Raw genomic sequence first — 22,656 nt, 5'->3', positions numbered from 1 at the left:
TCGATGCAAGCTAGTCGAAAATGCCGATAATTTACGCAAAAGCGGTAGGCTGGGCCTCTGACGAAACGGCATGGCCCGTGATATGCGGTCGCCTCGAAAAACGTCTCCTTTTGGTAAATCCCGACTGCGCATGATCAGTGTCGTCATCGCCGCCAAGGACCAGGAATATCTCCTGGCAGAAACGCTCGCTGCCCTCGTTCCGGCCGCGGCCGATGGCTTCGTGCGCGAGGTCATCGTGGCCGATGGCGGCTCCTCGGACGGTACGCGTACTGTCGCGGACGCCGTGGGCTGCGTGATCGTGGAGGGCGAGGCGGAGGCCGGCCTCGAAGCCGCGCGCGCTGACTGGGTGCTGATGGTGGCGCCCGGCGTGCGGCTCGAATCGGACTGGTTCCGAGAGGCCGGCATCGCCATGCAGCGGCTGCAGCGCAACGGCAGCAAGCCGGTGGCGATGCTCTTTCGCGGGGCGATCGACGATTATGGCTGGCAGGCGAGGGGACGTGAACTGGCGCTTAAGCTGTCTCGTTCCAGCCGCCGCAGGCAGGCCGTGCTGGCGCCGCGAAAAGCCCTCCTGGAAGGAAAGAAGCTGGCGGTCTACGCGTTGCGGGCGCGGGCGTTCACCGGCGGGATAACGCCTCCCCCCGAGTGATCCCGGGCGCGAGTGCCGGAATCCTGACAGAGACCGTTGCGCCGGGTTACCTCCTCAGCGTCGTGCCCTGGCCATCGAACACATGACAGCTTGCGGGATCGATGCGAAGCGGCACGCTCTCGCCATGATGCACGCGCAGCTGTCCGGCTGCCGATATCGTGAGGTTCTCGCCGGTGGCCGTGGTGGCATAGAGAACGGTTCCCCCTCCCAGATGCTCGACGAGATGGACCTTGACCTCTCCCAGGGGCTCGCCACCCTCTCCGCCGACCCGGATGTGTTCGGGCCGCACCCCGAACGTCACGGCTTCGCCGCGCCCGGCTCCCGACAGCGGCGCGCCGAGGAGCACGCTGCAGCCCGCGACCTCGATGGCGTCCCCCGTTCCGGCCAGGCGCGCCGGGAGAAAGTTCATCTTGGGCGATCCGATGAAGCCGGCGACGAACTGGTTCGCAGGCGCATTGTAGAGATCGAGCGGGGCGCCGACCTGCATGACGTTCCCGTCGCGGAGCACCACGATCTTGTCCGCCATGGTCATCGCCTCGACCTGGTCGTGCGTGACATAGATCATCGTGTTGCCGAGATCCTGGTGGAGCTTGGCGATCTCCACGCGCATCTGCACGCGCAGCTCGGCGTCGAGATTGGAGAGCGGCTCGTCGAACAGGAAGATCTTGGGCTCGCGCACGATGGCGCGACCAATGGCGACGCGCTGGCGCTGGCCGCCGGAGAGGGCCTTGGGCCGGCGCTGCAGGTAGGTCTCGATCTTGAGGATCCTCGCCGCCTTCTGCACGCGCGCATCGATCTCCGCGCGTTTGTAGCCTGCGGTTTCGAGGCCGAAGGCGAGATTCTTGTAGACGCTCATATGCGGATAGAGCGCGTAGGACTGGAATACCATGGCGATGCCGCGCTTGGAGGCGGGGATTTCGTTCATGCGCTCGCCGTCGACGAGCAACTCGCCGCCCGAGATGCGCTCGAGCCCGGCGATCATGCGCAGCAGCGTTGACTTGCCGCAGCCCGAGGGGCCGACGAAGACGGTGAATTCGCCGGGATCGATGGAAAGATCGATGCCGTGGATCACTTCCAACGTACCGTAGCGCTTGACGACCCCGTCGAGTCTGATGCTGGTCGACATCGTGTCCTCACAACAGTCGGATCGGCCTCACGGCCGACATGCCAACGCGTTCCAATCGAAGATGAAACGCGCCAGAGGAGGTTCGGCGCCTGCGGGCCAACCATGGATACTCACTCCGCCGCTTCCTTCTCGTCAGGCCGCCAGCCCCGATATTTGGGATGCTCAGGCGCCAACGGCAGGGCGACATCGCTGCCGGTCTCGGCGGAGTGGTAGAAAGCCGTCGCGAGTTCCAGCGAGCGGCGGGCATCCGACACGGTCACCGGATTGGGGCCGCGGCCATGGATGGCATCGTGGAAGGCATCGAATTGGCCGAGATAGCGCCGGCCTACGGGCTTGTAGCCCTCCAGCACCGCCTCGATCCTCACGGAGACTTCGTCATTGGCCGACAGGATGCGCCAGGGCTCGTCGCCGGGCGAGTAGGCTTCGCCTCCGCTTTCGAAGGTGACGTTCTCGAACATCAGGCGCAGGCGGCTGATCTCGTCCTGCGAGCCGAGCGTGGCACTCAGCGCGACCAGGGCGCCGTTCTCCATTTCCAGGGAGGCGGCCACGCAGTCCTCCACCTCGATCGCGTTCACCCGCGTGGCGGCACGGGCGAAGAGCTTCGACACCGGACCCATCAGGTAGCAGAGCATGTCGTGCTGGTGGATCGCGTGGGTCATCAATACCCCGCCGAGTTCGGTAGCCCATTTGCCGCGCCACTTCACCTCGTAATAGGCGGGGGTACGCTTCCAATGGGTCTCGACCGTAGCGAGGTAAGGCTTGCCGGCAATGCCGGCCTCGATGATGCGCCTGGCCTTCTGGACGCCGTCGCCATAGCGATACTGAAACACCGGCATCAGCAGGCGGCCGCTCTGCCTCTCGGCCTCGGCGAGGCGGTCAATGTCGGCGACGGAGCCGGCCAGCGGCTTTTCGCAGATCACGTGCTTGCCGGCTGCAAGCGCCTTCAGGGTGAGTTCGACATGGGTTCCGGGCGGGGTGCCCAGATCGATGACGTCGATGTCCTCCCGCGCCAGCAACGCGTCGAAGGACGCGGTTCGCGTGGGAACCCCGAACTCGTCGGCAACCCTCCCGAGCCTTTCCTCGTTGGTGTCGCAGACGGCGGCGAGACGCCAGCGCTCGGGACGCGGCGCGATGCCCTCGACGATATGGTTCCGGCCGACATTGAGGCCGACCACGGCGATGGACCTGATTTCGCTCATCATGCGGTCTCCCCCTGCTTCGTCCGGATGCCGCCGGCCTCCGCGATCTGCTGCGCCTCGATGGCGATCTCCATCGCCTTGAAGCAGCGCGCCTGCGGCATCGCGGTCTCCGTGCGGTCCCTGACATCGGCCAGGAACTGGCGGCCATAGGGCAGGTCCACGCCGGAGCAGTCGATATGGTGCACGCCGTTCCCGTCGGTGAGGAAGAGATGATCGCCACCCTGACGGCCAGCGACGTCGACATACTTGCGCAGTTCGATGGTGCCTTCGGTGCCGACGATGAAAAGGCGGCCGTCGCCCCAGACAGGCAGGCCGTCGGGCGTGAACCAGTCGACGCGGATGTAGCCGGTGACGCCGGCGGGCGTGCGGAGATGGACGTCGCCGACATCCTGCAGGCCGGGCTTGTCGGGATTTGCGCGGTTGCCGACGGAAGCCGAAAGCACCGCGGCATCCTCGGCGCCCGTGAAGAACAGGAACTGCTCGAACTGATGCGCGCCTATGTCGACAAGGATGCCGCCATAGCGCTCGCGCTCGAAGAACCATGGGGGGCGCTGGGGCTTGCGGATGCGATGCGGTCCGAGACCCGCCATGGTGACGATCTCGCCGATGGCGCCTTGTGCTACCAGCTCACCCGCCCTGACGGTGGCCGGCACCTCGAAATGCTCCGAATAGAGGATGGAGACGATGCGTTTCGTCTCCGCCTGCACCTTCTTCACGGCGTCCAGCTGTTCGAGGCTGGTCATGCCGGGCTTGTCGAGCATGACGTCCTTGCCGTGGCGCATGGCCTTGAGGGCGATCTCGGCGCGGTCTCCGGGAATGGCGGCACTGATGACCACCTCGATTTCCGGGTCCTCGTAGAGACGAGCGGCCTCCGCGATGTGCGGGATATCAGGGTAGCGCCCCGCGAACTCGGCGGCCAGTTCCTCCTCCTCGGCATGAAAGCCGGTGCAGATGCCGCCGGCCCGGCGCAAGGCGGCAAGCTGGCCGTGGATATGGTCGTGATTGACGCCGTCGATCGCGAATTTCACAGGGTTCATATCGATTGTCTCGATCTCGCAAGGTCGTTGAAAAATCGCTCAGCGCTTCATGCCGGTGGTGGCGATGCCTTCGATCAGGAGGCGCTGGAAGAACAGGAAGATCAGGAAGATCGGGATCAGCGAGAGGATCGACATCGCGAACAGCGCTCCCCAATCCGAAGCGCCGCTGGCGTCGACCATCGAGCGCAAACCAAGTTGCACCGTGTAGGTATTGATATCGTTCAGGTATATCAGCGGCCCGAAGAAGTCTTCCCAGGTCCAGATGAAGGAGAAGATGGCCGCGGTGGCCAGAACCGGAACGGAAAGCGGCAGGATGATCTTCCAGTAGATGCGCCAGGCACTGCAGCCGTCCATCTGGGCGGCCTCGTCCAGTTCCCTGGGCAGGCCGCGGAAGAACTGCACCATCAGGAAGATGAAGAAGGCATCCACCGCGAAGAATTTCGGCACGACCAGGGGCAGCCAGGTGTTCACCCAGCCGATCTTCTGGAACAGCACATATTGCGGGATCAGGGTGACGTGGTAGGGCAGCATCAGCGTGCCCAGCATCAGCGCGAACCAGAAGCGCTTGCCGGTGAACTCGAGGCGGGTGAAGGCATAGGCCGTGAGCGATGCGGCCATGACATTGCCGATGGTCGCCAGCACCGCAATGGCCAGCGAGTTGAAGAAGAAGGTGCCGAAGCTCACCTGAAGCCCGAACCAGCCCTTGGGGTAGGCCTCGACCGAGACCTGCGAGGGGATCAGCGAGACGTTGTCGCCGAAGAGGTCGTTGGCTGGCCGCAGCGAGCCCGACAGCATCCAGAGGAGGGGATAGAGCATCACGAAGGAAAGAGCGATCAGCACGGCATGGATGAAGGTCGAGCGCAGGATCGAGCGCTCCGGCGTCATGTCGGCGGAGGTTTGAGCGGCATCAGTCATCGTAATGCACCCAGTAGCGCGACGTGAGGAAGGAGAAAGCGGTGAACACGGCGATGATCAGCACCAGGATCCAGGCGAGCGCCGCCGCGTAGCCCATGCGGAAATAGCTGAACGCCTCCTGGTAGAGGTAGAGCGTGTAGAACAGGGTCGAGTTGATCGGGCCGCCGCTGCCCTCCGAGATGATGAAGGAGGGCGTGAAGGCCTTGAAGGCCTCGATGGTCTGGATCACGAAGTTGAAGAACACCACCGGCGTGAGCAACGGCAAGGTGATCTTGAAGAATTGCCGGGCCTTGGAGGCGCCGTCGAGGCTGGCGGCCTCATACATGTCCTGCGGAATCTGGCGCAGGCCCGCCAGGAAGATGATCATCGGCGAGCCGAACTGCCAGACCGAAAGCACCACCAGCGTGTAGAGCGAGTAGCGTGGATTGGAAATCCAGCTCGGCCCGTTGATGCCGAGATAGGCGAGTAGCGAATTGACGAGGCCGTCCGCGGCGAAGAGCTGGCGCCAAAGCACGGCGATGGCGACCGAGGAGCCGAGCAGCGAGGGCAGGTAGAAGACGGCACGATAGATCGGCAGCCCCCTGATGCCCCGGTTGAAGGCCATGGCGAGGGCGAGCGCGAAGATCAGCTTCAGCGGCACGGACAGCGCGACATAGATCAGCGTCACCTTCATCGCCGCGGCGAACTTCGGGTCGCCCGTGGCGATGCGGATGTAATTTTCCGCACCGATGAAGTTGGGGCTCTGCAGGAGGTCGTAGTCGGTGAAGGAGAGGTAGAACGAAGCCAGTGCCGGTCCCAGCGTCAGGCACAGGAAGCCCAGCAGCCAGGGCGCCAGGAAGAGGTAGCCAGCGCCGTTCCGGCTCCACCAACCGGCCGCCGCCGCGTGCGGTCGGCCCGGCGAAGCGATGCTTGCGGAGGGAGCGGTCATCGCGGCTACCCCCGCTTGAGGATCGACTCGGCTTCCGTGATCAGTTGCGTGCCGCCGTCTTCCGGCGTGGAAGAGCCGAAGGCGACTTCCTGGCTCAGGCGCTGCAGCACGAACGCGACCTCGCCCGCGCCCTTGGGCGGCGAGGGCGGGATCGGCCCGACATAGGGATCGAGCTTGCCGACATAGTCGACCATCTGCTTGCTTGTCTCGTCGAGCGAAGGCGTGAGGAGTTCACGCACCTTGGGCGAGGCGGGCACGCCCCGCTCGACGCCGAGCGCCTTGACGCCCTCGGGCTCCTTCACCGTGAAGTTGGCGAGCTTCACGGCAAGGCCCGGCGCCTTCGAGAAAGCGGCGATCGACCACATCTGCGAGGGCTTGTAGTAGTGCCCCGGCTTGCCGCCCGTGGTGACGGGGTAGGCGGTGATGCTGAGTCTTGCCTTGCTCAGGGCCTGCGCCCCGATGAACTGGTTGGCGTGCAGGAAGCTCAGTGCAGCCTTGCCCAGGGCCAGCGGCGAGGTATCGAGGGTGAGCTTGTCCAGAGCCTGGATGTCGGCCGAGACGCAGCCGCCCGCATCGCGCAATGCGCCCCACATCTTGAACCAGTCCCCAGCATCCTTGGCGTCGAAGGCGAGCTTGCCGTCGGCGTCATAGAGAGCCTTGCCGCGCTGGCGCAGCCAAAGCTCGAAGGCGGGCTCGACACCGCTCGCATCGCAGGCGGCGTAGAAATTCCGGCGCTTGTTTCCCTTGGCGAAGGCGGCGCATCTGGACGCGAAGTCGTCCCAACTCGTGCCGAAGGCAGGTGGTTCGGCGCCGGCCTCCTCCCACGCCTTGGCGTCATAGGCGACGGCGGAGGAATTCACGCCCAGGTTGATGCCGTAGAGCTTGCCGTCCACGCTGCAGGAATCGAGGTTGGGCTTGCCGAAGTCGGCAATGTCGAGACTCTTGCCGAGATATTGGTCGAGCGGGAGGATGGCACCGCGCCGAGCATATTCGAACAGATAGCGGTAGTCCATCTGTAGGAGGTCCGGCGCATTCTGTCCGGCGACCTGGGTGGCGAGCCGGGGCCAGTAGTCGCTCCAGCCGGCGGATTCGGTCTTCACATCGATGCCGGCATTGGCCGACTTGAAGGCATCCACCGCCTTGTTGCTGCGATCGGCCCGCTCCTGGGATCCCCACCAGAAGACCCGGATCTGGCTGGCCGACTGCGCCTGGGCATTGCTGTCGAGGAACGCGGAAGCAGCCAGGCCCGCTCCCGCCCCGAGAACCGTACGGCGACTAACGAGATGGTCCCTCATCAATTCTCTCCCTTGCTGGGACGTTTCCGTATCTTGGTCTTTTTTAATTTTGTTGCTTTGGATCAGGAGCCGGATCGATTGTTTCGAACCAGCTTCGCCGCAAATCTCTACTCTACCTCCTCATTGTAACATCGCGGCAACGCTGCTGCCGGGATCAGAGCTTGTAGGCCTTCTTGGCGAGATTGTAGGCGAGGTCGGCCGCCACCTCATGGGCCTCGTCCTCGTCGAGGCGGTGGTCCGAGACAAGGCGGGCGAGATATGCACAATCGACGCGGCGAGCCATGTCGTGGCGCGCGGGAATCGACAGATAGGCGCGGGTATCGTCGTTGAACCCGACCGTATTGTAGAAGCCCGCGGTTTCCACCGCGAGTTCCCGTGCCCTCCGCATGCCCTCGGGACTGTCGAGAAACCACCAGGGCGGGCCGAGCCTGAGCGCCGGGTAGTGACCGGCCAGCGGTGCCAGTTCGCGGCTGAACACGGTCTCGTCGAGCGTGAAAAGGATCACGGTCATGCCCGGCTCATTGCCCACGGCGTCGAGGAGAGGCTTCAATGCCCGCACATAATCCATCGCGACGGGGATATCGGCACCGATATCCGTGCCGAAACGCTGGAAGAGCGTGGGGTTGTGGTTGCGGTAGGAGCCGGGGTGGATTTGCATCACGAGCCCGTCGTCCAGGCTCATGCGCGCCATTTCGGTGAGCATCTGTGCGCGGAAGAGTTCGGCGTCCTCCGCACCGGCGGGACCGGACAGCACGCGGGCGAACAGGGCCTCGGCTGCCGAAGTGCCGATATCGGCCGTTCTCGCACTGGGGTGGCCGTGATCGGTGGAGGTGGCGCCGAGCGACTTGAAGAAGGCGCGCCGCTCGCGATGGGCGGCGAGATAACCCTGCCAGGTGGCCGGCTTGCCGGTCATCTCCAGCAGGTGTCGCACGCCTTCGTGGAAGCCGGCACGCTCGGGATCGACCACGCCGTCGGGACGGTAGGCCGGGAGGACGCGTCCTTTCCAGCCCGAGGCTAGGATCTGCCGATGGGCGTCGAGCTCATCGATGGCGCTGTCGGTCGTCGAGATGGCCTCGATGTTGAAGCGTTCGAACAAGGCGCGAGGACGAAATTCAGGCCGCCTCAATGCCTCGGCGATGGCGTCGTAGAGGCGATCCGCGTTGTCCGGTGCCAGTCGCTCTTCGATGCCGAAGCAGCGCTCGAAGGAATCCTCCAGCCATAGCCGGCTCGGCGTGCCGCGGAAGAGATGCCAATGGCTGGCGAAGAGGCGCCAGATCTTGCGTCCGTCCGTTTCGACGGCCGTGCCGTCCCGGGAGGGGATGCCGAGCTCTTCCAGCCGCACGCCCTGCGAATAGAGCATGCGGGTTACGTAGTGATCAGGCTTGACGAAGAGGGTGGCCGGATCGGGGAAGGGCGCGTCCTCCGCATACCAGCGGGGATCCGTATGGCCGTGCGGCGAAAGGATCGGCAGGCGGGCGACGGTATCGTAGAGGCGCCGGGCGATGGCCCGTGCCTCGGCCTCGATCGGAAACAGCCTGTCGGGATGTAGTGCCATGCTGGGCGTTGCCCTGTTCTGGTGGCGCGTCCTCTTGACGATGGCTTTAACACTAAGATACTAGTGTGTCAAAATTTGAAATAGCGACCCTGCATGGGTCGATCCGGGGCGTGCCATGGAAAGCCGCGGCGACAATCACGCATTGGAAATCCTGGCCGCGCGAGGCAAGGCGGCGCAGTCCGGCCTGCGTTCCTCTATGCGCCGGGTGACCACGGCGACCGCGATCTATGACGATCTGCGCGAGGCCATCGTCAGCATGCGGCTGGTCCCCGGCACCCCACTCCAGGAAAGGGCGCTGACGCAGCGCTTCGGCGTAAGCAAGACGCCGATGCGCGAGGCGTTGATCCGCCTGGCCGAGGATGGACTGGTCGACATCTTTCCCCAGTCCGGCACGTTCGTCTCCCATGTGCGCGTCGCGGAGATTCCGGAATCAACGGTGATACGGCAGTCGCTCGAGCAGACGGCGGTGCGGCGCACGGCGGAGATCGCGGACGCCGCCGACATGGCGCGCCTGGACGCCATCCTGGCTCGCCAGCGCATGCTCGCCGATCTCGGTGACACCAATGCCTTTCACGAAGCGGACGAGGCCTTCCACGAGGCGATAGCCCTGATCGCCGGCTATCCGAACATTCCGCGCCTGCTGCGCCAGGTGAAGGTGCAGATCGACCGGGCTCGCCGACTGACGCTGCCGGTCGCTGGCCGGATGCATCAGGTCATCGGGGAACATCACCTGATCCGCGACGCGATCGCCCGTCATGACGTCGAAGCCGCGTGTGCCGCCCTCAAGGCCCATCTGGGCGTCATGCAACTCGATATCGGTCGGCTTCGCCTCGAATTTCCCGATTATTTCGTTTGATCGGCAGGCGCGCGCCCGGGCGAGGTGTGACCGTATCCACCGTCAAAAGACCAGTCGGCATGAGGAATTTCGCAATGATCAAGGCCTTGGAGAACGTTGTGGAAGGCGGTGAGCGTCACCGCGTGGCGCTGGTGGGCACCGGTCATCGCGGAGCGGGCATGTGGGGGAGGGAACTGCTGGCGGGCTGGCGCGACCGTGCCGAATTCGTCGCCATCTGCGACGTCAACGAACTGCGCGCTGGCCACGCGCGCAACGCCATCGGTACGAACGCTCCTGTCTATACGGATGTGGACGCCATGCTGGCTGCGGTGCGACCCGACATCGTCATCGTCTGCAGCCGGGACGACACGCATGACGAGATCATCGTGAAGGCGCTTGAGGCCGGATGCCGCGTCATCACCGAGAAGCCGATGACGACGACGCCGGAGAAGTGCCGCCGCATCCTCGAGGCGGAGATCCGCACCGGCAATCCGGTCGACGTCACCTTCAACTACCGGTTCGCGCCGACGGCCGCCCGCCTCAAGCAATTGCTGCGCGAAAAGGCGATAGGCACCATCACTTCGGTGGATTTCCATTGGTATCTCGATACCCAGCACGGGGCCGATTATTTCCGCCGCTGGCATGCCTACGAGAAGAATTCCGGCAGCCTGTTCGTGCACAAGTCGACCCACCATTTCGACCTCTTGAACTGGTATCTCGAATCGACACCGCGCGAGGTTTCCGCCTTCGGCACGCAGCGCAACTACGGTCGCAACGGTCCCTTCCGGGGCGAGCGTTGCGGAACCTGCGGCCATACGAGAGAGTGCGACTTCTATCTCGACATGAGCAAGGACGAGTGGCTGGCGATGCTCTACGAGGAGCCTTCGAAGGAGGACGGCTATTTCCGGGACGGCTGCGTCTATCGCGAAGACATCGATATCCCCGACACGATGACGGCGATGCTGCGCTACGAGAACGAGGTGATCGTTTCCTACTCGCTCAACACCTTCATGCCCATCGAGGGGTATCACCTGGCCTTCAACGGTACCGGCGGGCGCATCGAGATCCGGCAGTATGAGCACCAGCCCTTCGACGTCCCCGACCATGACGAAATCCTGCTGATGCGCAATTTCGGCAGCGTCGAGCGCATCCTGGTGCCGCATGCGGCCGGCGGCCATTTCGGCGGGGACGACCGACTTCGCGACATGCTGCTGCGCGAGGGGACGCCCGATCCTCTGGGCCAGCGGGCCGGCGCCCGCGCGGGAGCCATGTCGATGCTCTGCGGCGCGGCGGCGGTGGCGAGCATGAAGGCCGGCCGGCCGGTCAGGTTGTCTGAGCTCGGCGGCCTCCCTGAGCCGGCTTAGCCCGGATGGTCCCGTCGTGAAGAAAAGGCGCGACCCCGAGGCTCGCGCCTGATTCCAGTAGGCGAGGGGGGCTCGCCTTACAGCTGTGCGGCGTTGAAGGTGTTGCAGGAATTGATCTGCCCGCTCTTCAGGCCTGCCGCGAACCAGCGCTGGCGCTGGGCCGACGTACCGTGGGTGAAGCTGTCGGGGACAACATAGCCCTGGGCCTTCTTCTGCAGCATGTCGTCGCCGATGGCCTGCGCCGTCTGCAATGCGCCTTCGATATCGCCCTGCTCGATGAACTTGAAGTCCTGCTGGGTGCGATTGGCCCAGACGCCGGCCAGGCAGTCGGCCTGGAGTTCGAGGCGCACCGAGAGGGCGTTGGCGCCGGCATCGTCGGTCTGCTGCTGGGCCTGATGCACCTTCGGCAGGATACCGAGCAGATCCTGGACGTGGTGACCCACCTCATGCGCGATCACATAGGCCTGGGCGAAGGCGCAGCGTCCTTCGCCGGACGGGCAGGCGTTGAAGCGATTGCGCATCTCGTCGAAGAACTGCGTGTCGAGATAGACCTTCTTGTCGTTGGGGCAATAGAACGGGCCCATGGCCGATTGCGCCGTGCCGCAGGCCGAACTGGTGGCGCCGCTGAAGAGCACGAGCTCGGTTGGCGTGTAGGTCCGCCCGCCCGCCTGCTCCTTGAAGAGCTCCGTCCAGGTATCCTCGGTGGAACCGAGGATCTTGCGCACGAACTGGCCCGACGCGTCGTCGGCGCCGCCCACCTGGCTGGAAGGCCGTTGCTGTTGTTGCTGCTGCACCTGGGGTTCGCTGCCGCTGAGCGTGTTCAGGGCGTTGATCGCTGCGTCGGGACCGACGAGGAAGTAGAGAGCCGCCACGATGACCAGGCCGCCGAGGCCTATGGTCCCGCGACCGCCGGGAAAGCCGCCGCCGCCCCCGCCGAAGCCGCCGCCGTCACCGCGGCGATCCTCGACATTGTCGGAGGCGCGCATATCGTCGAGTTTCATGGCCCTGTCTCCTGATCCCACCATGCGCGCCACGCTGCGGCTCCGCATGTTCGTTCGTTCCAGCCGCCCAAGCCTTAACCAAAAAGTAGGTTTCCGCAAAGCCCGCCGCCAGTGTCTTTGAGGCGACTTCCGTAGGGAAAGCCAGTTTTTCTCGCTCGTGGCGGTCAGTCTTTCGAGAGTGCTGACCGGATGGCGCGGAAATCGCGCCACGCGAGTCGCTTCTGCACCGGCTGGCGCAGCAGATAGGCCGGATGGAGGGTTGCCATCGCGCGAATATGCCGGCCGCCGATTTCATGCTCCAGCCAGCGTCCGCGCAGCTTCAGGATGCCCTCGGTGACACCGAGCAACGCCTGGGCGCTGCGGGCGCCGAGGCAGACCAGGATCTTCGGAGCGACCAGTTCGATCTGCCGTTCGATGAAGGGGCGGCAGATCGTGGTTTCCTGGGGCGTGGGATCGCGGTTGCCGGGCGGGCGCCACGGCACGACATTGGCTATGTAGGCCTTCGTGCGGTCGAGCTCGATGGCGGCGAGCATGCGGTCCAGCAACTGCCCTGAACGGCCGACGAAGGGCTTGCCCTGAATGTCCTCGTCGCGGCCGGGCGCTTCGCCGACGAACATGATGTCGGCATCCGCCGCGCCGTCGGCGAAGACGAGCCTGCTCGCGGTCGCCTTCAATGCGCAGCCCTCGAAGCGATCCAGGATATCGCGCAGTTCTTCCAGGGTCCGGGCGCTGCGCGCCTGCTCGCGCGCCGCAAGTTCGACGGCATCGGGCGTTGCGGTCAGCAGGGCCGAGGCCGCGGTGGCCAGGCGCGGGACCGATGGAGAGGGCTCGGCCGCGCGCGGCGCTTCGGCAATCGGGCGAGCGAGTGGAGATGGGCTCCGGGCGGGCACGGCGCTTTCGGCGAAACGGTCGACGGGCTCTTCGGCGATCGCGGTGTCCACGCCCATGTCGGCATACCAGCGCAGGAGTGCGGCGACATCTTCGGGCGGAATGGACATGGGCATCATCGTGTGAGGATAGAACAAAGCCGTGCCGCTTTGAACCGTCTTCTGCGGCACGTTAACCCCCCATCAAGGTTAATGCATCATCAATGGGCTCACCGTTTCGTCCTGTCGTCCAAACCCGTGAGCACCGTGCATGTTTCTGCGTCGGCCCGTCATCATCGCTCTCCTGCTGTGCGCCGGCGCGACAAGCACGATGGTCTATCGCCGCTGCACGGCGGTGCAGACCGGGCCGACGGTCACGGCCAGCATGCACGGCGCACTCGACAGGCCGGTCGGCATCTTCAGTGTACGCGCGGCAAGCGTCGTCCAGGCGGGACTTTTCAGCATGCCGCAGCTCAGCCTCGCCGATATGAGCGCGGCGCCGCAGGCTGCGAACGGTTCCGGCGGCTTCGTCATGCGTGCGACACCGGCCTCGTTGGTGCTGACTCCAAGCCGCGACGATTTCAGCGAATCCGCAGCCGAGTTGGGACCGCCGAGCGCACCCATCCATGATGGAATGAAGAGGAATGCCGAGGGGTGGCCGATGGTGATGCGGGCCGGGAAGGGCGATCTCAATCCCGAGCGGGGGCCCGTCGCGAACGCTGCCTACACGGCCGATGGAAGCGATGGCTTCTTCATGCCGCGCACGGGAGCAAGGCCGATGGCGCGCATGTCGCGCAAGCTCCAGCCGCCGGAGACCGCCGAAGGACTGCAGCAGTTCCGTACGACCCGGCTGACGTCCATCATCGCTACCCGCATGGCGGAAAGGCTGATGACGGCCGACCTCGCCGTCGGCGGCAGCGACGGCGCGGTACCGCTCGATCATTCGCTGGCGCCGGTCGGCGGCACGTCGCCGGCGGCCAGCCGGCCCGACCTGGCAAATCTCACCAGCGGCACCACCCGCTCGGACGAAAGCGCGCCCGTGGAGATGGCGATGGCCGATCCCTCCGTCACGCAGTCCGCGGTCACCCTGGCCAGCGTACAGCCGATCACGCCCGACGATGCCGAGGCTCTCCCCGATCTGAGCGACGAAGAGGGACTGACGGACGCGCAGAAGAAATCCCGTATTGCCGGACTGCCCGGTTTCGACGACGGCAAGCCGCGCCCGCTCGATCTTCCGCCCGTTGCCTTCACGAAGGCGCAGATCTGTCTCGCCACCGCGATCTACTTCGAGGCGCGGGGCGAAAGCCGGGAAGGGCAGGTCGCGGTGGCGCAGGTCATCATCAACCGCCTGCGTTCCCCTTTCTACCCCAAGAACATCTGCGACGTGGTCTATCAGGGGGCCAGCAACCGGCGTTACGGAGGATGCCAGTTCTCCTTCGCCTGCGACCTCGTAGCTGACAAGGTCACCGAGCAGGCGCCCTGGGAACAGGCCCTGGTCATCGCAGAGCGCGTGATGAACGCCAAGGACTGGATTCCCGAAGTCGGCAATGCCACGCACTACCATGCGAACTACGTCCGGCCGCGCTGGTTGCGCGACATGACGGAGAAGGACAAGATCGGCAAGCACATCTTCTACCGCGTGAAGTGGTGGGCCTGACGGGGGCGAGGCGGCCTGCCTGGCTGCAACCTGACACATCCACAGGTTGTGTAACCGCCGGCATATAAATGGCCTCGATTCCGGCATAAGCAGAAGCATGTCTGAAGATGCCCTGATCCTCGTCGCCGTTCTCCTGGTGCTCGCCGTTCCCATTCTGGCGATCGCGAGCTTCGTGATGTCCCTGGGATTGCGGGGGCAGGTGCGCCGGCTGGAGCAGCAGGTCGCCCATCTCCAGGCGCGGCGCGGCGAAGCCGCGGCTGCTACGCCCACAGTTCGCGAGGCGCCGGTCGCTGTCGCCGTGGCGCCGGCCCAGCATGATACGACGAAGGGGCCGGAAGGCGCGCAGGCTCCGATGCAGCCTGCCATGCCGCCAACGCCGAACGTCCCACGGCCGGCACCGGTCCGGAAGGGAGCGCTTCCGAAACCGGCGGTCAGCCTGGAGGAGCGCCTCGGCACGCGCTGGGCCGTCTGGGTCGGCGGCGTTGCACTGGCGCTGGGCGGTGCCTTCCTGGTCCGGTACGCGATAGAGGAGGACCTGCTCGGCCCGGCTGCCCGCATCATCGCCGGGCTGCTGTTCTCGCTGGTGCTGCTCGCGGCCGGCGAATATCTGCGGCGCCGGCCGGTGGCGCCCGAACGCAGCGGGGTCGCCTATATACCCGGCATCGTCACCGCCGCCGGGACCGTGGCGCTGTTCGCCACCATCTATGCGGCCTACGCCGTCTATGCGTTCCTCGGTCCCGCGCTGGCCTTCATCCTGCTTGGCGCGGTGGGCGTCGCGACGATGTACGCCGCCGCACTGCACGGGCCTGGGCTCGCCGGCCTCGGTCTGGTCGGCGCCTATGGCACGCCGCTGCTGGTTTCCTCCGATCAGCCGAATCCCTGGGCACTGGGCCTGTTCGTTTTCGCGGTGACGGCGGCCGCCTTCGTTCTGGCCCGTGCGCGCCTCTGGCGCTGGCTTGCCGTCACCGCCACGCTAGCCGCGCTGCTCTACGGCTTCGTGCTGATCGACGTCGCCGGTGAGGATACCGGCGTTGTGGTCGCCTATGTCCTGGCGCTGACCGTGCTGGTCGGCGCGGTGCTGATCTATGAACCGCACCGCGGCAGGAGCTATCAGTCCTTCGACTGGGTCGGGGTCGGGGCTCTCGGTGGGCTTTCGATCCTGGCGCTGGCATTTGCGGACGCCGGCTTCTTCTCCCACGAGACGCTGGCCACGTTGCTCGTAGTGATGGCCGCCGCGCTTGCCAGCGCGCTCGCCTTCGACGCCCTGGCGCCGGCCGCCGTGGCGGCTGGGCTGGTTGGCCTTGCCTGCCTGTGGATCTGGCCGGTGGACAGCCAGATCGCCGCCGATCCCGTAATGCTCCTGCCGGGCCATCTCTACCTGCCGTTCCTGATGCCCGATGCGCTGCAGGTCTATCTGGAAATGGCGATCATCCCGGCGGCGGTCCTGTTCGCGGCGACCACAGCCAGCCTGATGCGACAGCCGCGAGCGCTCCAGCCGGGCCTCGCGCTCGCGCTGGCCGGAGCGGGAACGCCGGTCTTCGCCCTGGCGACCGCCTATCTTCGTATCGAAAGCTTCCGCTCCAGCCTGCCCTTCGGCGCGGTTGCGGCCGGCCTGGCCGTGCTCTTCGCTCTCACCACGGAGCGCTTCCTGCGGATGGAAGCGGGCCGGGCGTCAGCAGACCAGCCACGATCGGCCGTAGGGGCGGGCTCGTCCCTCCATGCCGTGGCAAGTTGCTGCGCCGTGGCGCTGACGCTGGCCTTCGTGATCGCCGATTCGCCGCTGACGCTGGCGTTCGGTCTCTCCGGCCTCGGCGCGGCCTGGGTCTCGACTCTGCGTCCGCTGCCGGCCCTGCGCTGGTGCGCGGCCGGCTTCGTGCTCCTTGTCCTGGGTCGCCTCGGCGGCGCATGGATGCTGGCGGGCGGGTTCCTCGATCATTTCCCTGATTGGCGGGAAATCGCCTTGCGCTATGCCATTCCGGCGGCGGCAATCTATACGGGCGGCCTCCTGCTGCGGCGCAGCCGCGTCGACCTGCCGGCCGCGATCCTCGATCTCGGCGCCGTCATCCTCGCCTCCATCGCCGCGACCTTCGCGATCCGCCTCGGCGTGCGGGGACCCGCCGAAGCGCTCGATCCGGGCATGAGCCTGACCGAGGCCGGCCTCTACGCGACGCTCGCCTTCGTTGCGACGGTGGTGCTGGTCTTTCGCTCCTCCGCCACGACCAGCCCCGTCTATCGGATCGCCGCACCGGTCGCCACCGTCCTTGGCCTCTGCCTCGCGCTGGTCGGGCCGCTGATCGTCGCCAATCCGCAGATAGACTGGACCCCGGTTGCCGGCGGCGCCTTTTTCAATACGCTGCTTCCTGGCTATGTGCTTCCGGGCCTGGCAGCGGCGGGTGCCGCGCTCGCCTGGCGCTGGTATGGGCAGGGGGTCGGGAAGGGCATCGACAGCGGCGCCTTCCGAGCCCTGTGCGGCGTATCCGCTTTCGTGCTCGGCTTTTTCTATGTCACGCTGGAGGTGCGAAAGATCTTCGCTGGCGGGGTACCGGGCTTTTCGATCGAATCCTCGGCCGAGAACTGGGGATATACGATCGCATGGCTGCTCTACGGCGTCGCCCTCCTTGCGCTCGGCATCTGGGCCAGGGCGGTGCCGATCCGTTTTGCCTCTGCGCTCGTCATCATGCTGTCGGTGATCAAGGCGTTCCTGTTCGACCTGTCCGAACTGGAGGGCATCTGGCGCGCGCTTTCCTTCATCGGGCTCGGCGCGGCCCTGATCGGAATCGGCCTGGTCTATCAGCGCCTGCTGTTCGGCAAGAGGCCGTCGCCCCCCGAACACCAATCCTGAACGACCCCTTGCGGCTTCCCTACAGCGTCAGCGCAAAGGGAACGCCCTCGAAGCAATCGTTGCCGCGGCCGATGGCGTCGACGGCGGCGACCATGCGGCCCTCGCGGCCGAGGCGGGCGTCGGCCAGGGCAATGATGCGCTTGTTGGGCGTGGCGGTGGGAGAAAGGCGGCGGATGGTCCGGGCCAGCTCGAACTCGTCGAGGTGCGGATTGAGGGCGCAGGCGGTGGTGAAGGCGGCGGCCGTGGAGCGGCTGACGCCGGCGTAGCAGTGCACCACCAGGGGCGTCCGCTGGTCCCAGGCCGTGACGAAGCGCAGCAGCTGCGAGAGGTGGTCCTCGCCGGGCAGGATCTGCCCGTCGGCCATCTCGATGATGTCGTTCATGCCGAGGAAGAGATGCATCCTCTCCTCCACCGCGGCCGGCCGCACCACCTTGGTACCGACATTGAGGAGCGTCAGGATCTGTTTCGCGCCGGTGGCGGCAACGGTGGCATCGAGCAGAGAGAGCGAGCAGACATTGATTTGCATGGATGCGTTCTACCTTCGGATCGCGCCGCCGGGAATCGCAAACTGCCCTGGCACCGCGAATTGTTGGGAGGGCGGTGTCGTGCCCGCGGGCATTTCATTCCGGCCTATCCGAAAATCCGGACAAAGCGATCCAGAAAAATCTGCTGCGCCTCCGCAGCGGGCAGGGGCACGAGCCTGGTTGCATCCATCGGCCTCGGCAAGGGGCGCGGATCGCCGAAGATGCGGCAGGACTCCTCGATGCCGAAGCCCGCGAGCTGCGTCGCTTCCAGGAAGGCGGCAACCTTGTCCGCTTTCTTGGTTAGCGTCTTGACCGCGGGCGGCGTCGTCGCGGGCAGGCCGAAGCGCAGATGGATGGCGCCGAGCAGGCGCAGTTCGACACCCTTGTAGCTTTCGCCGATCACCGCCTTGAAAGGCGAGATCATGTCGCCGATCACATATTCCGGTGCGTCGTGCAGCAGCACCATCAGCCGCGTCGCGTCGGGCAGGCCGGGCTCCATGGCGTCGAGTATGTCGAGCACCAGCACGCTGTGCTGGGCCACGGAGAAGATGGCGTCGCCGCGGGTCTGGCCGTTCCAGCGCGCGACCCGGGCCAGGCCATGGGCGATGTCCTCGATCTCGACATCGAGCGGGGAGGGATCGAGGAGGTCGAGCCGGCGCCCCGACAGCATGCGTTGCCAGGCCCGGTGCTTGGCTGCTGCCTTGCCGCGCGCCATGGTCAGCCCGGATGTCCCTTGCGGCCGAGTTCGGCGCATTCGGCATGCCGGAAGCAGTCGACCAGATGGTCGTTGACCATGCCGACCGCCTGCATGAAGGCATAGACGATGGTGGGGCCGACGAATTTGAAGCCGCGCGCCCTGAGGTCCTTCGAAATCTTCTGCGACAGGGCCGTTTCCGCCGGCACGTCGCCGAGCGAGCGCGGCGTGTTCTGGAGGGGCTTGCCGTCGAGGAAATCCCACAGGTAGCGCGAGAAACCCTGGTGCTCCTCGATGTCCAGCCAGAGGCGGGCGCCGATTATGGTGCCCTCGATCTTCGCCCTGTTGCGGATGATGCCGGCATCGGCCATCAGCGCGGCGACCTTCTCGGGCCTGTAATGCACGATCTTGTCCGGGTCGAAGCCGTCGAACACCTTCCGGAAATGCTCGCGCTTGCGCAGTATGGTGATCCAGGACAGACCCGCCTGGAAACCGTCGAGGATGAGCTTCTCGTAGAGCGCGCGGCCGTCATACTCCGGCACGCCCCATTCCTGATCGTGATAGGCGATGTAGAATGGGTCTGCGCCTGGCCAGGGGCAGCGCCATTTGCCGTCTTCGTGAAGGATAGCTGTGCGTTCCATCACCCTTCTTTGCCATGGGCAGGCCGACTCGGGAAGGCCCGGCATGCCGATCCTCGGATCGGCATGGAGGCTGGACGTCAAATGAGAGGGCACCGGCCCGAGCCCTCCTGCATCACGCCATTGTCTCCTTTGCGGCAGCGCCTATATCAGCCAGACCGTCCTCATTTCAGCCCGCAGATTTTCATGACCCCGATTTCGATCCTCGACCTTTCGCCGGTCTCCGTCGGCAGCACGCCAGGCCAGGCCCTCAACAATTCCCGGCAGCTTGCCCGCCATGCCGAGCGGCTCGGCTACCGGCGCTTCTGGATGGCCGAGCATCACAACATGCCGGGCATCGCGAGCGCCGCCACGGCGGTCGCGCTCGCCTATGTCGCGGAAGGTACGAGCACGATCCGCCTCGGTTCGGGCGGGATCATGCTGCCCAATCACGCGCCCCTGATGGTGGCGGAAGCCTTCGGCACATTGGCGTCGCTCTATCCCGGCCGCATCGATCTCGGGATCGGCCGGGCCCCGGGGACGGACCAGATCACGGCGCATGCCCTGCGGCGCAATCTCAATGCCGATATCGATGCCTTTCCGCGCGACGTCGTCGAACTGATGAGCTATTTCCGCCCCGCCGAGCCCGAGCAGCGCGTGCAGGCCGTACCCGGTGCGGGTCTGGACGTGCCGATCTGGATCCTCGGGTCCAGCCTGTTCGGTGCCCAGCTCGCTGCCATGCTGGGCCTGCCTTTCGGCTTTGCGTCGCATTTCGCGGCTGCTGACCTCGAAGGCGCGATCGACATCTATCGCCGCCGTTTCGAACCTTCGCAGCACCTCGACAAGCCCTATGTCATGCTCGGGCTCAACGTAGTGGCAGCCGAGACAGACGAAGAGGCCAGGTTCCTGCAGAGCACGCGCCTGCAATCCTTCGTCAATCTGCGCACGGGCAGGCCCGGGCTGATTCCGCCGCCGGTGGAGAACTATGAGGAAACGCTCGACGCGGTCGGCCAGGCCGTGTTGCGCCAGAGCCGGTTCAGCTCGGTCGTGGGCTCGCCCAGGACGGTGAAGGCCGGTATCGAGGACTTCATAGCGCGCACCGGTGCCGACGAGGTCATCGCCACCAACATGATCTACGACTTCGGGAAGAGCTTGCGCTCCTATGAGATTCTCGCGGATGTGGCGATCGCACCCGCCTTTGCAGGGGCAAGTTGAGCGCCGAGGGCCCGCCGACGCGAAGCAATCCTCAGGCGCTCGCCTTGTGTCCGGCGGGCGCAGCGTTCCACCAGGCCGGCTTTGCCACGGTCAGCGTAACCTCGCCCGCGGCCAGCGCCTCGCCCTGGCCGATGCCTTCCTCGACCCGGTCCAGACGCAGCAGGGCGAGCCCTCGCGAACCCTCGGAGGAGCCGAGCGTGCCGGCGGGCTTGTCGCCGATGCGGATCTCGGTCCCGGCGGCGGGGAGGGCGAGCGTTCCCGCAACCGGAACGATCCGGGTGCGGGCCGTGCCGCGATGCTGCATGCGGCTGACGACTTCCTGCCCGACATAGCAGCCCTTCTTGAAATCGACGCCATGCAGCATGTCCATAAGCGCCTCGTGCGGGAACGTATCCCCGAAGGCGAAGTCCTTGCCACCTTCGGGAATGCCGAGCCCGATGCGGTTGGCGTGGTAGGCGGCGATGGCGGCCTCTTCTGCGATTCCCACCCCAGGCAGGAGCGCGCGCCCGCCGAGATCGGCATGGCGAGGATCGATGAAGGCGATGCCGGCGACGCCTGAGAGATCGGCAGGGGGGAGGGCTGCATGCACCGTCCAACTCCCGGACAGGTCTTCCACTGCGACCTTGGCGCGCAGCTTGTAGAAATTCAGCCGCTTGGCGAAGTCGGCAGCCCTGGTGCGATCCGTATCGAGAAAAATGTTCCCCTGCGTGTCCGCCGTGGCCAGGAAATCGAACAGGATCTTGCCTTGCGGCGTGAGCAAGGCGCCCCATCGGCCTTCGCCCGGCCTGAGGCCGGCGATGTCGCAGGTGACGAGATTTGCGAGCCAGGAGCGCGCATCCTCGCCGCTGAGGCGGAGCACGGCACGGTCGGGCAGATAGATCATTACGGGCAGTCCTTGTGGCCCTGCCTATATGGCAATCTCTGTGCGCTGCGTGAAGAGGCAGGCAGATTGCCGATTGAAAGACGGCGCGCTCTGGGTGAGAACGGGCCGGACTGAACAGCAGGAGAGCGCCGTGACCCAGACCTTCGACCGCATCTTCAGGCATGGCGAGATCGTCAACCACGACGGCCGGCATCACGGCGATATCGGCATCAGGGAGGGGCGCATCGCCGCCCTGGGCGACCTCTCGCAGGCGAGTGCCGGCGAGGTGATCGACTGCAAGGGGCTCACCATCCTGCCGGGCGTGATCGACAGCCAGGTCCATTTCCGCGAGCCGGGCCCGACCCACAAGGAAGACCTGGAATCGGGGTCGCGCGCTGCCGTGATGGGTGGCGTGACGGCCGTCTTCGAAATGCCGAACACCGATCCGCTCACCATCTCGCCGGAGGCGCTGGCCGACAAGGTGAAGCTCGGCCTGCATCGCATGCATTGCGATTTCGCCTTCTGGGTCGGCGGTACGCGAGAGAATGCGAGGCATGTCGGCGAACTCGAGCGTCTCCCCGCCGCGGCGGGCATCAAGGTGTTCATGGGATCGTCCACCGGCTCGCTGCTGGTGGAAGACGACGAGGGCGTGCGCGAAATCCTCCGGCATACGCGCCGGCGAGCCGCGTTCCATTCGGAGGACGAGTATCGGCTCCGCGAGAGGCGTGACCTGCGGGTGCCGGGCGACGCCTCCTCCCACCCGGTTTGGCGCGATGTCGAGGCCGCCCTCAACTGCACGCAGCGCCTTGTCGCGATCGCCGAGGAGACGGGCGCACCCATTCATGTCCTGCACATCTCCACGGCGGAGGAGATCCCTTTCCTCGCCGAGCACAAGCGACTGGTGACCTGCGAGGCGACACCGCATCACCTGACCCTGGCCGGTCCCGAGGCGTATGAGAAGCTCGGCACGCTGGTCCAGATGAACCCGCCCGTGCGCGACGCGCATGCGCGCAACGGCGTCTGGCACGGCGTGCAGCAAGGCATCGTGGACGTACTCGGTTCCGACCACGCCCCGCATACCCTGGAGGAAAAGGCAAAGCCCTATCCGGAGTCCCCGTCGGGCATGACCGGCGTGCAGACCCTGGTGCCGATCATGCTGGATCACGTGAACAAGGGGCGGCTGAGCCTGGAACGCTTCGTCGACCTGTCCAGCCACGGGCCGAACCGCATCTACGGCATTGCCGGCAAGGGCCGGATCGCCGTGGGTTACGATGCGGATCTCACCATCGTCGACATGAAGCGCCAGGAGACCATCCGCAACGAATGGATCGCCTCCAAATGCGGCTGGACGCCCTATGACGGCATGAGCGTGACGGGTTGGCCGGTCGGTACCGTGGTGCGCGGCGCGCGCGTGATGTGGGAGGGTTCGCTCGACGAGCATTCGCGCGGAGAACCGGTGAAGTTCTGGACGGCGTAGC

General features: G+C 65.8%; 20 protein-coding genes. 7 read left to right on the top strand and 13 right to left on the bottom strand.

Annotated features, from left to right (window positions below):
- The first annotated feature begins 130 nt into the window (after positions 1-130).
- Positions 131-646 (top strand): glycosyltransferase, encoded by a 516-nt coding sequence (locus tag AC6H34_RS01305; protein WP_497537654.1) that lies wholly within the window; start codon positions 131-133, stop codon positions 644-646.
- Positions 647-692: 46 nt separating this feature from the next.
- Here the strand turns inward: AC6H34_RS01305 and AC6H34_RS01300 are convergent, their stop codons facing one another.
- The 7 genes from AC6H34_RS01300 to uxaC all read right to left on the bottom strand — a co-directional run bounded on the left by AC6H34_RS01300 (position 693) and on the right by uxaC (position 8,701).
- A complete protein-coding gene (locus tag AC6H34_RS01300) occupies positions 693-1,772 on the bottom strand; it encodes an ABC transporter ATP-binding protein (RefSeq protein ID WP_497537653.1) in 1,080 nt (359 codons plus the stop codon).
- 110 nt (positions 1,773-1,882) lie between these two features.
- Entirely contained in the window at positions 1,883-2,971 is a 1,089-nt protein-coding gene (locus AC6H34_RS01295; protein WP_497539834.1) for a Gfo/Idh/MocA family protein, read from the bottom strand.
- Positions 2,971-4,008, bottom strand: a complete 1,038-nt coding sequence (locus AC6H34_RS01290; protein ID WP_497537652.1) for a Gfo/Idh/MocA family protein — start codon at positions 4,006-4,008, stop codon at positions 2,971-2,973. Before AC6H34_RS01290 ends, AC6H34_RS01295 begins: the two co-directional genes overlap by 1 nt.
- A 39-nt stretch (positions 4,009-4,047) precedes the next feature.
- The gene (locus tag AC6H34_RS01285; RefSeq protein WP_497537651.1) at positions 4,048-4,923 is read right to left on the bottom strand and encodes a carbohydrate ABC transporter permease; all 876 of its coding nucleotides are present in this window, start codon (positions 4,921-4,923) and stop codon (positions 4,048-4,050) included.
- Positions 4,916-5,851, bottom strand: a complete 936-nt coding sequence (locus tag AC6H34_RS01280) for a carbohydrate ABC transporter permease (protein ID WP_448146523.1) — start codon at positions 5,849-5,851, stop codon at positions 4,916-4,918. The genes AC6H34_RS01285 and AC6H34_RS01280 overlap by 8 nt, the downstream gene beginning before the upstream one ends.
- 5 nt (positions 5,852-5,856) lie before the next feature.
- A complete protein-coding gene (locus tag AC6H34_RS01275; RefSeq protein WP_497537650.1) occupies positions 5,857-7,146 on the bottom strand; it encodes an ABC transporter substrate-binding protein in 1,290 nt (429 codons plus the stop codon).
- A gap of 154 nt (positions 7,147-7,300) precedes the next feature.
- A complete protein-coding gene (gene uxaC / locus AC6H34_RS01270) occupies positions 7,301-8,701 on the bottom strand; it encodes a glucuronate isomerase (RefSeq protein ID WP_497537649.1) in 1,401 nt (466 codons plus the stop codon).
- A gap of 196 nt (positions 8,702-8,897) precedes the next feature.
- On the opposite strand from uxaC, the gene AC6H34_RS01265 reads away from it, so the two are divergent.
- The gene (locus AC6H34_RS01265; protein ID WP_448151243.1) at positions 8,898-9,557 is read left to right on the top strand and encodes a GntR family transcriptional regulator; all 660 of its coding nucleotides are present in this window, start codon (positions 8,898-8,900) and stop codon (positions 9,555-9,557) included.
- Between the two features lie 74 nt (positions 9,558-9,631).
- Positions 9,632-10,900: a Gfo/Idh/MocA family protein gene (locus tag AC6H34_RS01260; protein WP_497537648.1), complete on the top strand. Its 1,269-nt coding sequence runs from the start codon at positions 9,632-9,634 to the stop codon at positions 10,898-10,900.
- Between the two features lie 77 nt (positions 10,901-10,977).
- Here AC6H34_RS01260 and ypfJ read toward each other — a convergent pair whose 3' ends face one another.
- Both ypfJ and AC6H34_RS01250 read right to left on the bottom strand, forming a co-directional pair.
- Complete coding sequence (ypfJ, locus tag AC6H34_RS01255; protein ID WP_448146527.1) at positions 10,978-11,901, bottom strand: KPN_02809 family neutral zinc metallopeptidase; 924 nt, start codon at positions 11,899-11,901, stop codon at positions 10,978-10,980.
- 164 nt (positions 11,902-12,065) lie between these two features.
- Positions 12,066-12,899, bottom strand: coding sequence for a uracil-DNA glycosylase (locus AC6H34_RS01250; RefSeq protein ID WP_448146528.1), 834 nt, complete (start codon positions 12,897-12,899; stop codon positions 12,066-12,068).
- A gap of 139 nt (positions 12,900-13,038) precedes the next feature.
- Between AC6H34_RS01250 and AC6H34_RS01245 the strand changes: the two genes are divergently transcribed.
- Positions 13,039-14,424 (top strand): cell wall hydrolase, encoded by a 1,386-nt coding sequence (locus tag AC6H34_RS01245; RefSeq protein WP_497537647.1) that lies wholly within the window; start codon positions 13,039-13,041, stop codon positions 14,422-14,424.
- A gap of 97 nt (positions 14,425-14,521) precedes the next feature.
- On the top strand, positions 14,522-17,266 hold the full coding sequence (locus tag AC6H34_RS01240; protein ID WP_497537646.1) for a DUF2339 domain-containing protein: 2,745 nt from the start codon (positions 14,522-14,524) through the stop codon (positions 17,264-17,266).
- A 19-nt stretch (positions 17,267-17,285) separates the two neighbouring features.
- Here the strand turns inward: AC6H34_RS01240 and AC6H34_RS01235 are convergent, their stop codons facing one another.
- From AC6H34_RS01235 to AC6H34_RS01225, 3 genes are all read right to left on the bottom strand, one after another.
- Complete coding sequence (locus AC6H34_RS01235) at positions 17,286-17,792, bottom strand: tyrosine phosphatase family protein (protein WP_448146531.1); 507 nt, start codon at positions 17,790-17,792, stop codon at positions 17,286-17,288.
- Between the two features lie 104 nt (positions 17,793-17,896).
- Positions 17,897-18,505, bottom strand: coding sequence for an HD domain-containing protein (locus tag AC6H34_RS01230; RefSeq protein ID WP_497537645.1), 609 nt, complete (start codon positions 18,503-18,505; stop codon positions 17,897-17,899).
- Between the two features lie 2 nt (positions 18,506-18,507).
- A complete protein-coding gene (locus tag AC6H34_RS01225; protein ID WP_448146533.1) occupies positions 18,508-19,125 on the bottom strand; it encodes a DNA-3-methyladenine glycosylase I in 618 nt (205 codons plus the stop codon).
- Positions 19,126-19,308: 183 nt separating this feature from the next.
- On the opposite strand from AC6H34_RS01225, the gene AC6H34_RS01220 reads away from it, so the two are divergent.
- Positions 19,309-20,316, top strand: a complete 1,008-nt coding sequence (locus tag AC6H34_RS01220) for an LLM class flavin-dependent oxidoreductase (RefSeq protein WP_497537644.1) — start codon at positions 19,309-19,311, stop codon at positions 20,314-20,316.
- Between the two features lie 31 nt (positions 20,317-20,347).
- On the opposite strand, the gene ygfZ is transcribed toward AC6H34_RS01220, so the two are convergent.
- A complete protein-coding gene (gene ygfZ / locus AC6H34_RS01215) occupies positions 20,348-21,199 on the bottom strand; it encodes a CAF17-like 4Fe-4S cluster assembly/insertion protein YgfZ (RefSeq protein ID WP_497537643.1) in 852 nt (283 codons plus the stop codon).
- Between the two features lie 130 nt (positions 21,200-21,329).
- On the opposite strand from ygfZ, the gene AC6H34_RS01210 reads away from it, so the two are divergent.
- Positions 21,330-22,655, top strand: coding sequence for a dihydroorotase (locus tag AC6H34_RS01210; RefSeq protein ID WP_497537642.1), 1,326 nt, complete (start codon positions 21,330-21,332; stop codon positions 22,653-22,655).
- Position 22,656 lies beyond the last annotated feature (1 nt).

It is taken from the genome of Labrys sp. ALF-8 (assembly GCF_059699065.1).
The sequence above is the reverse complement of the archived record's forward strand: the minus strand, read 5'-3'. Positions and strand labels throughout refer to the sequence as shown.